Raw genomic sequence first — 14,251 nt, 5'->3', positions numbered from 1 at the left:
AGCCGATCAGTTCGGCTTCGTGTCCGTCGGCTTGTCGGTGCTCTTGGCGGTGTTGGCCGCGCCCTTCTGCACGCCGTGCAGGAAGTCGACCGCGGCGAGGAGCTGCTTGTCCTTGGCCGGGTCCGGCGGGACATAGGCCGACGAGCCGCCGCGCTCCTCGGTGTCCTTCTGCTTGAGGTGGCCCTTCAGGCCGGCCTCGCCCTTGGTCTCGTCCTTGCCCTTCAGCTCGTCGGGCACGTCCTGCAGCACCTCCTGGTCCGGCTCGATGCCCTTGGCCTGGATCGAACGGCCGGACGGGGTGTAGTAGCGCGCGGTGGTGAGGCGGAGCGCCCCGTTGCCGCCGAGCGGGATGATCGACTGCACCGAGCCCTTGCCGAAGGAGCGGGTGCCGAGCACGGTGGCCCGCTTGTGGTCCTGGAGCGCGCCGGCCACGATCTCGGAGGCCGAGGCCGAGCCGCCGTTGACCAGCACCACGATCGGCTTGCCCTTGGTCAGGTCGCCGGACTTGGCCGAGAAGCGCTGGGTCTCGTCCGGGTTGCGGCCGCGGGTCGAGACGATCTCGCCACGGTCGAGGAAGGCGTCGGAGACCATCACAGCCTGGTCGAGCAGGCCGCCCGGGTTGTTGCGCAGGTCGATGACGAAGCCCTTGAGCTTGTCGCCGGGCAGCTCGGTCGAGAGCTTGTCGACGGCGGCCTTCAGGCCGTCATAGGTCTGCTCGTTGAACTGGGTCAGACGGATGTAGCCGATGTCGCCGCCCTCGGTGCGCGAGCGGACCGGCTTGATGCGGATCAGGTCGCGGTTGAGCGTGACCTCGAGCGGGTCCTTGGCTTCCTTGCGGGTGATCTTCAGCTTCACCGGCGAGTTGACCGGGCCGCGCATCTTGTCGACGGCCTGGTTGAGGGTCAGGCCCTGGACCTGGTCGCCGTCGATCTGGGTGATGATGTCGTTGGCGAGAAGCCCCGCGCGGGCGGCGGGCGTGTCGTCGATGGGGGTGACGACCTTGATCAGGCCGTCCTCCATCGTGACCTCGATGCCGAGGCCGCCGAACTCGCCCTTGGTCTGGACCTGCATGTCACGGAAGCTCTTGGCGTCCATGTAGCTCGAATGCGGGTCGAGCGAGGTCAGCATGCCGTTGACGGCCGCCTCGATCAGCTTCCCCTCGTCGGGCTTCTCGACGTAGTCGGTGCGGATCTTCTCGAACACGTCGCCGAACAGGCTGAGCTGGCGGTAGGTCTCGGCCGAGGCGGCGACTGCGCTCGTGCTCGAGAGCAGGTGGGTCTGGGTCGCCACCGTGGCCGTCCCGGCGCCCAACATGGCTCCGAACAGGACGAGGGAAACTTTGCGCATTATCCGCGAACCTTCTCGCTTGACCCTTTGGCCCACCAAGGATCCGGGTCGATGGAGCCACCGTCTTTTTTGAACTCGACGTACAGGACGGGATCGTTCCGCCCACCGGCTCCCGCCGAAGGTGCGGAGCCCGTGTCTCCCATCACGGCGACCGGCTCCCCCGCTAGCACGAACTGACCGACCTCGACGTTGATCTGGTCCATGCCCGCCAGGAGGAGATAGTAGCCGTCGCCCGCGTTGATGATCAAGAGACGTCCGTAGGAGCGGAACGCCCCCGCGTAAGCCACCCAGCCGTCGGCCGGAGAGGAAACGACGCCGCGCGGGCGGGTCATGAGCGATATGCCGCGGCTCGTGCCGCCGGCGCCGTCGGGGCTGCCGAAGGTCCGCACCACCTCGCCGCTCACCGGGCGCGGCACCAGGCCGCGCACCTGGGGGAAGGGAACCTTCGGGGCGAGCCGCGCCGGATCACGTAAGGAGGCCGCCGCGAAGCGCTCGCGGGTCTCGCGGCTCTCGGCCTCCGCCGCCTCCCTGGCCGCGCCGGCGGCCTTGCGGGCGTTCGCCAGGTCGCCGTCGAGCCGGTCGACCAGATCCTTGAGGGTGCGGGCCTGGCCGGCAAGTCCCGTCGCCCGCTCGCGCTCGGCGGTGAGCCCGCTCTCCGCCTCGCCCAGCCGGGCCTGGCGGGCGCTGATGAGGGCGGTGAGGCGCTGGCGCTCGGCGGCCCAGCCCTTGATGTCGCCGCGCAGGGTCTCCTGGTCGGCTGCGATCAGGCCGCGCAGGCGCACCAGCTCGGCGAGGTCGCCGGCCAGGGTCTCGGCCTCGCCCTGCAATTCGGGCACCACGGCGCCGAGCAGCATCGAGGTGCGGATCGCCGCCAGCACGTCCTCGGGCCGCACCAGCACCGCCGGGGGCGGGCGCCGGCCCATGCGCTGGAGCGCCGCCAGCACTTCCGCGATGACGCCGCGGCGGGCCTCCAGCGAGCGGCGCAACGCCGTCTCGCTGCCGGCCATGGTCTGGAGCCGCCCTTCCAGGTCGGAGATGCGGGTCTCGGCTTCCTGCGCCTTGCGGGCGGCGTCGATCAGGGCCTGGTTGAGGCGCGCGCCGTCGCCCTTGATCTCGGCGACCTCGCGCTCAAGCCTGGCCTTGGTCTCGGCGCTCGCCTGGAGCGCGGTTTCGATCGCCCGCAGGCTCTCGGCCTTCCGGTCCTTCTCGGCCTGGGCCTTCGCCACGGGATCTTCAGCCGGCGCCGGCTGGGCGCAGGCGAGGCTCGCGGCGGCGAGGGACAGGACGATCGCTAGGAGCGCTCGGGTCACGGGGCGCCGCGGTGATAGGGGTGGCCGGAGAGGATCGTCATCGCCCGGTAGAGCTGCTCCAGGGCCAGGACCCGGACGAGGCCGTGCGGCAGGGTGGCGGCCCCGAAGGCGAAGACCAGGTCCGCCCTGGCTCTCACACTAGGATCGAGGCCGTCGGCGCCGCCAATCACGATGGCGAGACCGGGCCGACCGCCGTCGCGCCAGGCGCCCAGCTGGTCGGCGAAGCCGAGGCTCGTCACCGCCTTGCCGCCCTCGTCGAGGACGACCAGGGCGGCGCCGGGCGGGACCGCCGCCAGGATCGCCCCCGCCTCCTCGGCGCAACGGTCCGGCGCGCGCCGAGCCCGGCTCTCCGGGATCTCGGTCAGCTGCACGGCGGAGAAGCCGAGACCGCGGCCGAGCGCGTCGGCCCGTCCTCGATACTCCTCGGCGAGGTCGCGTTCGGGACCGCGCTTCAGGCGGCCCACCGCGACGAGGGCGAGCCGCATGGCGGCGTGTCCGTTCCCTTGAGGGGCTTTCAGCCGACGAGGCGTTCGCCCGAGCGATCCGCCGGGCGGTCGGCGCCCCACATCTTCTCGAGGTTGTAGAAGTGCCGCACCTCGGGCCGGAAGATGTGGATCAGGATGTCGCCGGCATCGATCAGCACCCAGTCGCAGGCCGGCAGTCCCTCGACCCGGGGATTGCCGAAGCCGCGGGTCTTGAACTCCTGGATCACCTTGTCGGCGATCGAGCCGACATGGCGCTGCGAGCGGCCGGAGGTGATGATCATGGCGTCGGCGATGGAGGTCTTGCCGAGAAGGTCGATCTCGACGGTCTCCTCGGCCTTCATGTCCTCGAGGCAGGCGAGGGCAACCGACCTCATGTCCGCGGCCTCGGGCGCATCGATCGTGGAATTCTGCGCCTGGGCGTCAGCGGGAAGCTCGTTGTCCTGAGCTTCGTGAGAGATTGCGTCGTTCAGTGCCGGCCCCTGTCGATGAAGGCACCCGGTGGTGCCACGAGACGATAATGCCCGCGGCCTACGCGGTGCCGATCCCATTCACCGGAGACAGTGGCGAACAGAAGGCGATTTTTCAAGCGCGTCCGGCATTAATCCCGATTCGTCGCGCCCTGTCGCCTCGGTGCGGCGCCGGCACGCAGGGCCGTCGAGGACAGGCTGTTGCGCGGCCCGTGCAGGAACACCCAGGCGGGCGGCGCCCGGTCGGCGAGCGTCGGGGCGGCGGCCTCGCCGATGCGGGAGGCGGCGAGCAGGCGGGCGGCCGGGGAGGACATAGCCTTCAAGGTGTAGCCCGGCCGGTCGATCACCGCGAAGGGCATCCGGGCGGCGATCTCGCGAAACCCCTTCCAGCGGTGGAAGCTGGACAGGCTGTCGGCGCCCATGATCCAGACGAAGCGGACCTCCGGGTGCCGCTCGGTCAGCCAGCGCAGGGTGTCGATGGTGTAGCGAATCCCTAAACGGCCCTCGCCCAGCCCCGCCTCGAAGTCGGTGACGGCGATCTTCGGATCGGCCGCCACCGCCCGGGCGCCCGTGGCGCGGGCCGCCGCCTCGGGCAGATGGCTGCGGTCCTTCAGCGGGTTGCCGGGGCTCACCAGCCACCACACCCGGTCGAGGGCGAGGCGCCGCAGGGCCAGCCGGCTGACATGCCGGTGGCCGGCATGGGCCGGGTTGAACGAGCCGCCATAGAGGCCGACCCGCAGGCCCGGCGCGAGGGGCGGCAGACGCACGATCACGGGAGCGTTCCTCCGGGGCTCCCGTGGTCAGGCCGTCACGGGCGGATCTGCCCGGTGCCGCGGACCCGGTAGTTGAAGGTGGTGAGCTGCTCGACGCCGACCGGGCCGCGGGCATGCATCCGCCCGGTGGCGATGCCGATCTCGGCGCCGAAGCCGAACTCGCCGCCATCGGCGAATTGCGTCGAGGCGTTGTGGACGACGATCGCCGAATCGACCTCGGCCAGGAAGCGCTCGGCCGCCGCCCGGTCCTCGGTCAGGATCGACTCGGTGTGGTGCGAGCCGTAAGCCTCGATGTGGTCGATGGCGGCCTCCAGCCCGTCGACCACCCGGACCGAGATGATCGCATCGAGATACTCGGTGCGCCAATCCTCCTCGGTCGCCGGCGTCACCCGCGGATCGACCGCCCGCACCGTCTCGTCGCCGCGCACGGCGCAGCCGGCCTCCAGGAGGTCGGTCACCAGCGGCGCGAGATGGGTGGCCGCGCAGGCGCGGTCGACCAGCAGGGTCTCGGCGGCGCCGCAGACGCCGGTGCGGCGCAGCTTGCTGTTGCGCACGATCGCGCGCGCCATGCCGAGGTCGGCGGCCGCATGCACGAAGACGTGGCAGATCCCCTCGAGATGCGCGAAGACCGGCACCCGCGCCTCGTCCTGCACCCGGGCGACCAGGCTCTTGCCGCCGCGGGGCACGATCACGTCGATGGCGCCGTTAAGGCCGGTGAGCATGGCACCGACCGCCGCCCGGTCCGTCGTCGGCACGAGCTGGATCGCGTCGGCCGGCAGGCCCTGGCGGGTCAGGCCCTCGATCATGCCCTTCGCGATGGCGGTGGCGCTGCGGTGGCTCTCCGAGCCGGCGCGCAGGATCGCGGCGTTGCCGGCCTTGAGGCAGAGCGCGCCGGCATCCGCCGTGACGTTGGGACGGCTCTCGAAGATCACCCCGACCACGCCGAGCGGCGTCGCCACCCTGTCGATCGTCAGACCGTTCGGCCGCTCGTAGGTGGCGAGCACCCGCCCGACCGGCTCGGGCAGGCCGGCGATGCTCTCCAGGGCCTGCGCGATCCCCTCGATGCGGGCCGCGTCGAGGGCCAGGCGATCGAGGGAGGCGACCGTCAGGCCCTTTGCCCGCCCCTCGTCGAGGTCGGCGGCGTTGGCCGCCAGGATCGCCGCGCTCGCATCGCGCAAGCAGGCGGCGGCCTCGCGCAGGGCGGCATCCTTCACCGGGCCTGGGACCAGAGCCATCCGGCGGGAGGCGGCGCGGGCGCGCCGGCCGATCTCGCGCATCAGCGCGTCGACATCCTCGGAACGGGGCTTCAGGCTCAGCACGGACACGGTCATCTCATCCCGGCCGCGGGAAGCGGCCCACGATGTCGGAGGAAACCCGTCATGCCACGGCGGGCCGGCGGGCGACAAGGGCGTCGGTCGCAAGGCGAGGCGGGTCGGTTGCCACGCGAACCGCGAGACCTCGCGCGCCCCGGGAGGGAGACGGGGGCCGACCACGTCCCAGTCGAAAATCGATCACGAACTGTTAGTTCAAAGAACAGACCGCTCGGTCGATGGGGCCGTTCGTGTCAAATCGGCAACTCTCGCGGATGTCCTGTGAAAACCTCAAGTGCGATCTTGATCATCGCCGCGGCGTCACGTCTACCTTGGATATCGTCCAAAGAGGCGAGTCTGGGGGCATCATGTCAATCAAGCAGATCAGTGCGGCCGTCCTGATGGCGGCCGGCGTCGGCGCCTGCGGCAGCATCGTCCGGGGCACGACGGAGCCGGTTTCGTTCGTCTCCATTCCGTCGGGTGCGGCGATGACGACGGACAAGAAGTATGCGTGTCCGGTCACCCCCTGCACGCTCGAGGTCGAGCGCTCGGACGAGTTCGTCGCGACCTTCGTCAAGCCCGGCTATCACTCACAATCGATCCCGGTGCGGACGAAGATCGTCGGCAAGGGCGCGGCGGGCTTCGCCGGCAACGTGCTGGCCGGGGGCATCATCGGCATGGGCGTCGACGCCTATACGGGCGCCGCCATGGACCACGAGCCCAACCCGGTGATCGCCACGATGCGGCCCGTCGGCGGTGCCGCCCCGCAATCCCGCCGCCGTCGCGGCCCCGGCCCGAACGAACCGGGCATGTAGACCCGGCACGATCCCACCTCGATCGGGATGGGGGCAGTCCAGGTGGACTGCATCCCTCCCACGCCACACGGCATGCGGGTCCGTACCTAAGCAGACTTGCGTTGGCAGACCAGCGCTTCGTCCGCTTAGGTTGTTGTTCTATCGCAGATTTTTGTCGCAAAACCGGAAACCACTTTTGCGAAATCTCCTTGGCAGTGCGAGGAGGTGAGGTCAGGCGAGACGGGGCAGGCCGAGCTTGTCCATCCAGGCCGGGGGCTGATCCTCCCCCGTTTTCGCGGATACGGGGTTCAGCCTGCGTTCCACCCGGCTTGCTCGGGCGTGATGTCGCCGAGAGCCGAGTGGGGGCGAACAGGTCGCGTCGGGCCTCGTCCCGGGTCGCCCATCGTCGCTGGTGGACGAGGTCGACCTCGAGGGTGTGGAAAAGCTCTCCATCGCGGCGTTATTGCAGCAGCGGCCGGCGCGGCTCAGGTCGCTCAAGACTCCAAAGCACCGACGCGGCGGGCGAGAGCGCGTCCAAGTGCCAGCAGCAATGCGTCGACCGATCGGCGCAACCCGAGTCCTTCCGGCCCATCAACCTCATCGATGGCTTGCCGCGCCTGGATGGCGCAGGCTGCCGCACGATCCAGAGGGCTCTCGGCAGCCTCCTCCGTGATGAAGAATGCCCGATCCTCAATCCGTCCGTCGAGCTTGTTCTCCGTGATATCGATAACGATACCCCGACCAGTTATCTCCCCCGTATGTTTGTCACGCTGATAACGACCTCGGGCAAGCACCCAACGAAGATCACCGAGAGCAGGAATCGTTCGGTACTCGACGACATAGAGACCGCCATGCTCACGCACGCGGCCGATCTTGTCGTTGAAAGCCGCACGATCGTGTGGATGGATCGATCGCGCGTATGCTGCGAGCGGCAATCCTTTGGCGGCTTCATCGGGATCCAAGCCGAACAGAGCGGCAGTCGTCGCATCGCTGAAGGTGCGATCGATGGCGAAGCTTGTTTCCCAAGTGCCGACCTGAGACGCGATCAGAGCGTCAGGCACGAAAGCGAGTACGGGTCGGGTGACCTGATTCTGCATGTCTCAAGCCTGTGACGCACCTCAAGATTGTAAGTTCTATCGGGATCGCGGCGATTTTGTTCCATATGTAATTGACACGAGCAATGGCGCAGAACACTGGGCTGGAGTATGTGCCCCGGCCCCATTGTTGCTTGCGTGCTGGGCTGCGGATGGGCGCAGCGTCAAACTCCGGCACCAGACATCTCGCGATCATCTATGCATCAATTGATTATCGATCTTTAAAGAAATTTACAGCGCACGTACAGCATGACGGAAAGCGCATCGACCTGGGCACCTGCGACACCCTGGAAGAGGCAGTTGATGCCCGGTGCGCTTTCGACTTCGAGCATGTCGGTGTCTACTGCCGACACGAGGCGCCGCGCAGCCGCAGCGCGTCCCATCCGGCCGCGTGCGCCTGCACCCCACCGCTCGACGGATGCCTGACAGTGCCGATGCATCGCGGCCCATCCGTCGCGGCGTGGACCGCGGTACGAGACGACCCCCGGTGACAGGCAGGCGAGGCCGCGAGACCGCGGAGGACGGCGTCTGGGACAGCAATCGTATCGGGCCACGGGCCGCATCGCGCTGCTTCGTTCCAGGCGACGCGCCGTCGCTCGGGCGCGACGGGGGCACAGCCCTTCCGTCGCGCCATCGCTCAGGCGGCGAGCCAGGCGAAGCGCTCGGCCTCGTCCCAGGCGCATTGCGCAGCGAGCATGACGCCGAACCGAGCCGACAAGCGTGCCCGCTCGGCCTCGACCACCGGCCCGTCCACGGCCACCGGCCGGCAGCGGCCGGCGAGGCCCGGAACGACGAAATCGGGGTTGTGCAGGGCGTGGTCCGAGGCTTCAGTGAAGAACGGGCGATCACCCCAATCGAGGTAGCTCTCGGCGGGCAAGCCTTCGGCGAGCAGGATGTCGTGGGCGTCGAGTTCGACGTGCCAGTAGGTGACGGAGGCCACCGGCTCGCGGGTGATGCTGGTGCCGTTGATCAGGCACATGATCGGCACGAGGTGGCCGCCCGCGCCGTCCGCATCGGCACCGACGAGGACCGGGTGGCCGGGCGAGAGGCGGAGATCCCGGGCGGGGAGGTTCGGCCCGAATGCGTCGGCGCCGACGCGGATGGGGCGGAGGTCATGGGGAAGGACGCCGTCCCGCGCGGCGAGGTCACGGTGCCCGATCCAGACGATGGGTCGCGCCGCGCCGGAGACGGTGAGCGCCCGGTCGCCGACCTTGAGGTCCTCGACGGCGATGTCGCCGCGGGTCGTGCGGATGCGTGCACCGGTCACGAAACAGGGGGCTTCCTCGACGAGCACGCTCGTCACGGCGAGGCTCTTCGAGCCGAACGTGCTCACGTTCGTCGTCGCGGGAATCGTGTTGTAGTCGATCACGGACTTGGTGAACTGCGCGGTGTCGAAAGTGCTGAGAAATCGACCGCTGACAGGAGAGGTAAATGTCGTCGAGACGGTTTCGTTGCCGAACTGGCTCGTTCCGAAAAATGTGGTTCGATACTCGAGCGAGCCATCGATGTTTCTTATGAGATTCGTGCTGCTCGAGTTGCCGAAGCTGTACTCGCCGACGGTAAAAACCGAAGGGCCCGTAAATGCAAAATTCGATTTTTTATCATAATTGAGAGAATAATATCCGCTTATATTGATAGAGCCACCGCCGGAAATATTGGGAAGAGATCCATTAAACGAGTATTTATATTGTTCGGCATCGTAGAGAGGAGCGCCGGCCATATCTTTTCCTCTGATGTTCCGCGCAACACGGAAACGATAGAATTTTTAAGAGATCGTGCTCGACCCTACAATCGAAGCTTGAAATTTTTTACAGGAAGTTGCGAACTTGCAACTGACGGCACGACCGATCGCCGGTCCGGGGCCAGATATCGGGAGCCTCGCCAGGGGTTGCCACCGGTCGTCGCTCGAACTCCGACACCGGCGCCATGTCTCGCTGCCCGATCGGCGGATGGCCGCCGACCGATCGCGTCCCGGGCCTGACCAGGCGGCCGGCCCGTCACGCCGCCTTCACGCCCCCAAGAACGCATCGACCTCGCCGCGCAGGCCCGTCGCGGTGCCGGCGAGCGCCTCGGCGGCGGCGAGCACCCGGGCGGCGGCATCGCCGGCGCCTTCGGCGTCGCGGCGCACGTCGCGGATGCCGGTGGAGACCACCTGCGTGCCCTGCGCGGCCTCGCCGACGTTGCGGGCGATCTCCTGGGTCGCCGCGCCCTGCTGCTCCATGGCGGCGGTGATGCCGGTGGCGATCTCGGACATCTCGCCGATCACCCCGCCGATCGCCTGCAGGGCCGCCACCGCCTCGCGGGTCGCGTCCTGGATGCGGGCGATCTGGCCGCCGATCTCTTCGGTGGCTCGTGCCGTCTGGCCGGCGAGCTGCTTGACCTCCGCCGCGACCACCGCGAAGCCCCGCCCCGCCTCGCCGGCCCGCGCCGCCTCGATGGTGGCGTTGAGGGCGAGCAGGTTCGTCTGCCCGGCGATGCCCTGGATCAGGACCACGACCTCGCCGATCCGCTCGGCGCCGGCGGCGAGGGCCGCGATGACGGCATCGGTCTCCCGGGCGCGGCCGACGGCATCCGTCGCCTTCTCGGCCGAGTGGGCGACCTGGCGGGCGATCTCGCGGATCGAGATCGCCATCTCTTCCGTCGCCGCGGCGACCGTCTCGACGTTGGCCGAGGTGCGGGAGGCGGCCTCCGCGACCTCGGCCGACCGGGCGTTGGTGCGCGCGGCCGCCGCCGACATCGAGGCGGCCGTGCCCTGCATGGTGTCGGCGGCCCGGGCCAGCCCTTGGGTCGAGGACGACATCGTCGCTTCGAAACCGGCGGTCAGCGTCCCGAGCCGCCGGGCCCGCGCGGCCTCGGCGCGGGCAGCCTCGACGGCCTCGGCGTCGCTCCGCGCCTTGGCGGCGAGCGCCTCCCGGAACACCCCGACCGCCCGGGCCATGCCGCCGATCTCGTCGCGCCGCTCCTGCCCCGGGATCGTCAGCGAGAGCTCCCCGGCGGCGAGACCCCGCATCGCGTCGCCGAGCCGGCCGATCGGCCGCACGATGCCGCGGGCGAGCCACAGTGCCGCCGCGATGCCGAGCGAGGCGGCGAGCGCCACGCCGACGAGGAGCAGGATCTCGGCCCTGCGCCGCTCGGACCCGATCCGGGCGATCTCGTCGTCGCCGGCCCGCTGGGCGGCGGTGACGAGGGCCGCCAGGTGTCCGTTGCGCTCGGCGACGATCGCGCGCTGGGCGGCATTGGCCGCCACGACCCCCGGCACCTTGCCCTGGATGTCCCGCACCTTCGCGATCAGATCCTCGACCGACCCGCGCGCGGCCGGATCGGTCTCGACCCTGTGGATGGTCTCGATCGCCTTCAGGAGCGCGTCGGCGCCGGCGACGACCGCCGCGCCCTCGTCCGTCGAGGGGCCCTTGGCCGAGAACAGGTCGCCCTCGGCGATCTGGAGCGACTTGGCGGCCTCGATCGCGTCGGCGCTGGCGCCGAGGAGGGCGGCGGCCCGCTCGACCCGGTCCTGCTGCTCCTGCAGGCGGACCTGGACCGCGACGCCCGCATCGCCCTGGCGCTGCTCGACCTCCCGCAGGGCCGCCATGATGGCGGCGAAGGAGGCCACGATCTTGTCGGCCCGCCCCGCGTCGTCGGGGCTCAGGTCGATGGCGTCGAAGTAATCGTCGAGGGCGTCGATCGCGGCCTTGGCCGGGACCCGCATCGCGTCCTGACTGCCGAGGCGCTTGAGGATCGCCGACAGCAGCCGGTACCGCTCGGCGACGGCCGCCCGGTCGCCCCCGGGGGCCTGCTCGCCGTTGCGCATCTCCAGCGCCCCCCGGACCGCCGAGCCCGCGAGCGACCCCGCGGTGGCGGCTTCCTTGAGCGCCTCGACGTTGTCCTGGAGCGCCAGGCTCGCCGCCGCGAGGCGGGCCTTCTGCGCCGCGCCGATCCGGCCGGCCGCCGCCTGCACGTCCGCGATCAGGCGCAGGTGCTCGGCCTGGACCCGCGCCTTGCGGTCCTGCTCCGCCGCGTAGGCGGCGCGGGTCTGCGCGAAGGCATCCATGCCGCGCGCCATCGCCTCCGCACCCGGCACGGCGGAGAGGCCGGAACGGGCCCGGGCGAGGCCGTCCGTCACCGCCTGCTCCCCGCGGCCACTGGCATCGTGCAGCGAGCGCTCGGCGGCGAGCGCGAGATCGCCGACGCGGCCCGCGAGCGTCTGCGCCGCGTTCGCGGTGTCCACGCGCTGGGCGAAGCCCGACAGGCTGACCCAGCCCGAGGCGGCGACGCCGGCGGTCAGCGCCAGCATCACCGAGAAGCCGCAGAGGAGGCGCGCCTTGATCGTCATCGGACCGTGAACCCGGAGCTTACCGTTACCGGAATCTTGGGTATGACACCCGGCTTAAGTCCGTATTAAAGCTTCGCCGGCCGGTTGATCTTGCGGCGCACAAAAATCATCGGCGGAGGCACGCGATCGGGCGCTCGGCCCGGAACGCGAACGATCTCTCCAGGCCGCGCTCTACTTGATGCGATTGGATAAAAAACAAGGCGCGTCTCCCCTTTCCCGATCGAGAGAGAGGAGACGCGCCTCGCTGGCCTGCGAACGGATCAGGCGGCACGCGTATCAGTGGCCGTGCTTGCAGTTCGGGCCGTGGACATGTCCGTGATCGTGCCCGTGGTGACCGTGATCATGGCTGTCGTGGCTATGGCCGTGGCTGTGTCCGTGATCGTGATGGGCGTGGTCGTGATGTCCATGAGCATGGTCGTGACCGTGATCGTCATGCTCGTGATGATCGTGCCCGTGGTCGTGACCGTGATGATGATGGTCGTGCCCGCAGGTGCTGTGGTCGTGGGCCTCCACCTCCTTCTCGGGGCGGAACGGGCGCTGGAGCGCGGTTGCGGTGCAGCCCTGGCCGCGGACCAGCTCCGCCACCACCGGGTCGTCGAGGACGTAGAGCGCGTCGGCCGTCACCTCGGCCTGGACGTGGTTGCTGCCGAGCTGCCAGGCGAGGCGGGTCAGGCGGGCCGGGTTCCCGGCCGTGACCGCGAGCAGGGCCTGGGGCGCGGCCAGCACGCGCACGAGCCGGCCGTCCTCCAGGCGCACCGCGTCGCCGTCCTCCAGCGTCGTCTCGCGGTCGAGGTCGAGCCGGAAGGCGAGGCCGCCCTTCGCCGTCAGCTCGGCGCTGCGGCGGGAGCGGGCGGCGTGGTCGAGGGCGACCTCGTCGGCGACGGCGTCGGGGCGCACGGCGGGTTTGCGGACGATGGTGGTGGCGCGCTGCATCGGGACCTCACGGGCATCATGCCGGGAATTTCGCCCCTCCTGTAGAGCATTTGCCGGGCCCGCGGCAGGTCCTCCGGCGCTCCCCGCCTGTGGCCCGGCTGCCGCACCTTAAGGAATCGTTACCCACCCGGACCCGGCACCGGGAACCATTGCACGGCCACGCTCATTTGGCGTTCGGCTGCGTTACGGCTAAGCTCGAATGCAGGGTGCGGGGTCGACGACCCGGTGCCGGACCGCGACATGCACGAGGGGAGAACTCCATGAAGAAGCTCATCGCCGCCACGATCGCCGGTGCCATGGCGCTGTCGCTCGGCGCCTGCAACACCCCGGGCGACCGCGCCGCGGGCGGCGCCGCGCTCGGCGGCCTGACGGGTGCCGCGATCGGCGCGGCGGCCACGGGCCGGGCCGGCGGTGCCCTGGCCGGCGGCCTGATCGGCGCGGCCGGCGGCGCCGTGGTCGGCGCGGCCACCGCTCCCCAGTGCCCCTACGGCACCTACCGCGACCCCTACGGCAACGTCTACTGCCGCTGATCGGCCTCGCGTGACGCCCCGGCGGCATGGTCCGCCGGGTGCGCTGCCACATTTCGCTGACGGCTCGGGGGCGCTACAAGGGCGTCATGACGCCCTTGCTTCCCCGAGATCCCACACGTCCCGCCAGCCCGCTCGAGAGCCGGAGGCGCGCGTGAGCCAGGGCGTCTGGGGCAAGCTCGGCGGTGCGGGCATCGGGCTCGCCGCCGGCGGTCCGCTCGGTGCGCTGATCGGCGCGGTGGCGGGCCATTTCCTCCTCGACCGCGAGGGCTCTCTGTTCGGGCCGACCCCGCGCGAGGTGGTGTTCACCACCGGCCTCGTCGCGCTGGCCGCCAAGATGGCGAAGTCGGACGGGGTGGTGACCCCCTCCGAGGTCGCGGCCTTCGCCGATCTCGTGCAGGTGCCCGACGACGAGCGCGCCGGGGTCGAGCGCCTGTTCGATCTCGCCAAGCGCACCACCAGCGGCTTCGAGGGCTATGCCCGCCAGGTCGCCGACGCCTTCCACGACGAGCCGGCCCTGCTCGAGGACGTGCTCGACGGCCTGTTCCACATCGCCAAGGCGGACGGCGCCGTCCACGAGAGCGAGGCGCGCTACCTTGCCGAGGTGGCGACGATCTTCGGCTTCGACGAGGCGCGCTTCGCCGCCATCACCGCCCGCCACCTGCGGCTCGCCGACGACCCCTACGAGGTGCTGGGGGCCGACCGCGCCCTCACCGACGCCGAGCTGAAGGCGCGCTACCGGGCGCTCGTCTCCGAGAACCATCCCGACCGGGCGATCGCCCGCGGCCTGCCGCCCGCCGCGGTGGCCATCGCGACCCGGCGCCTCGCCGCCATCAACGCCGCCTATGACCGCATCGCCGCCGAACGGCGCCTGAGCTGAT

At 70.2% G+C, this 14,251-nt stretch carries 13 protein-coding genes and 1 pseudogene; 3 read left to right on the top strand and 11 right to left on the bottom strand.

What is annotated here, in order from left to right; genetic code table 11:
• Window positions 1-6: 6 nt before the first annotated feature.
• From F1D61_RS03685 to F1D61_RS03660, 6 genes are all read right to left on the bottom strand, one after another.
• Window positions 7-1,347, bottom strand: coding sequence for a S41 family peptidase (locus F1D61_RS03685; protein ID WP_203156560.1), 1,341 nt, complete (start codon window positions 1,345-1,347; stop codon window positions 7-9).
• Window positions 1,347-2,657, bottom strand: coding sequence for a murein hydrolase activator EnvC family protein (locus F1D61_RS03680; RefSeq protein ID WP_203156559.1), 1,311 nt, complete (start codon window positions 2,655-2,657; stop codon window positions 1,347-1,349). Before F1D61_RS03680 ends, F1D61_RS03685 begins: the two co-directional genes overlap by 1 nt.
• Window positions 2,654-3,142, bottom strand: a complete 489-nt coding sequence (gene rlmH, locus F1D61_RS03675; protein WP_203156558.1) for a 23S rRNA (pseudouridine(1915)-N(3))-methyltransferase RlmH — start codon at window positions 3,140-3,142, stop codon at window positions 2,654-2,656. The genes F1D61_RS03680 and rlmH overlap by 4 nt, the downstream gene beginning before the upstream one ends.
• A 29-nt stretch (window positions 3,143-3,171) precedes the next feature.
• Window positions 3,172-3,483 (bottom strand): ribosome silencing factor, encoded by a 312-nt coding sequence (gene rsfS / locus F1D61_RS03670; protein ID WP_348649457.1) that lies wholly within the window; start codon window positions 3,481-3,483, stop codon window positions 3,172-3,174.
• A 257-nt stretch (window positions 3,484-3,740) separates the two neighbouring features.
• Window positions 3,741-4,349 carry a nicotinate-nucleotide adenylyltransferase gene (locus F1D61_RS03665; protein WP_203158913.1) on the bottom strand — a complete coding sequence of 203 codons (609 nt, stop codon included), beginning with the start codon at window positions 4,347-4,349 and terminating at the stop codon, window positions 3,741-3,743.
• Between the two features lie 68 nt (window positions 4,350-4,417).
• On the bottom strand, window positions 4,418-5,707 hold the full coding sequence (locus F1D61_RS03660) for a glutamate-5-semialdehyde dehydrogenase (RefSeq protein WP_203158912.1): 1,290 nt from the start codon (window positions 5,705-5,707) through the stop codon (window positions 4,418-4,420).
• A 353-nt stretch (window positions 5,708-6,060) separates the two neighbouring features.
• Between F1D61_RS03660 and F1D61_RS03655 the strand changes: the two genes are divergently transcribed.
• Window positions 6,061-6,507 (top strand): translation initiation factor 2, encoded by a 447-nt coding sequence (locus F1D61_RS03655; RefSeq protein ID WP_203158911.1) that lies wholly within the window; start codon window positions 6,061-6,063, stop codon window positions 6,505-6,507.
• Window positions 6,508-6,794: 287 nt separating this feature from the next.
• Here the strand turns inward: F1D61_RS03655 and F1D61_RS35230 are convergent.
• The 5 genes and pseudogenes from F1D61_RS35230 to F1D61_RS03630 all read right to left on the bottom strand — a co-directional run.
• Window positions 6,795-6,990, bottom strand: a pseudogene (locus F1D61_RS35230) (IS3 family transposase); the annotation flags it as partial.
• A complete protein-coding gene (locus tag F1D61_RS03645) occupies window positions 6,981-7,583 on the bottom strand; it encodes a PAS domain-containing protein (RefSeq protein WP_203156556.1) in 603 nt (200 codons plus the stop codon). The pseudogene F1D61_RS35230 and the gene F1D61_RS03645, both read right to left, overlap by 10 nt.
• A 634-nt stretch (window positions 7,584-8,217) precedes the next feature.
• Window positions 8,218-9,300 carry a Hint domain-containing protein gene (locus tag F1D61_RS03640; protein WP_203156555.1) on the bottom strand — a complete coding sequence of 361 codons (1,083 nt, stop codon included), beginning with the start codon at window positions 9,298-9,300 and terminating at the stop codon, window positions 8,218-8,220.
• 288 nt (window positions 9,301-9,588) lie between these two features.
• On the bottom strand, window positions 9,589-11,910 hold the full coding sequence (locus F1D61_RS03635) for a methyl-accepting chemotaxis protein (protein ID WP_203156554.1): 2,322 nt from the start codon (window positions 11,908-11,910) through the stop codon (window positions 9,589-9,591).
• A gap of 276 nt (window positions 11,911-12,186) precedes the next feature.
• Window positions 12,187-12,843 carry an urease accessory protein UreE gene (locus F1D61_RS03630; RefSeq protein WP_203156553.1) on the bottom strand — a complete coding sequence of 219 codons (657 nt, stop codon included), beginning with the start codon at window positions 12,841-12,843 and terminating at the stop codon, window positions 12,187-12,189.
• Window positions 12,844-13,103: 260 nt separating this feature from the next.
• Between F1D61_RS03630 and F1D61_RS03625 the strand changes: the two genes are divergently transcribed.
• Both F1D61_RS03625 and F1D61_RS03620 read left to right on the top strand, forming a co-directional pair.
• Entirely contained in the window at window positions 13,104-13,373 is a 270-nt protein-coding gene (locus F1D61_RS03625) for a hypothetical protein (RefSeq protein WP_203156552.1), read from the top strand.
• 151 nt (window positions 13,374-13,524) lie between these two features.
• On the top strand, window positions 13,525-14,250 hold the full coding sequence (locus F1D61_RS03620) for a TerB family tellurite resistance protein (RefSeq protein ID WP_203156551.1): 726 nt from the start codon (window positions 13,525-13,527) through the stop codon (window positions 14,248-14,250).
• Window position 14,251: the final 1 nt, after the last annotated feature.

It is taken from the genome of Methylobacterium aquaticum (assembly GCF_016804325.1).
Classification (GTDB): Bacteria; Pseudomonadota; Alphaproteobacteria; order Rhizobiales; family Beijerinckiaceae; genus Methylobacterium; species Methylobacterium aquaticum_C.
Note: the sequence above shows the minus strand (reverse complement) of the source record. Positions and strands in the feature narration are given on the sequence as shown.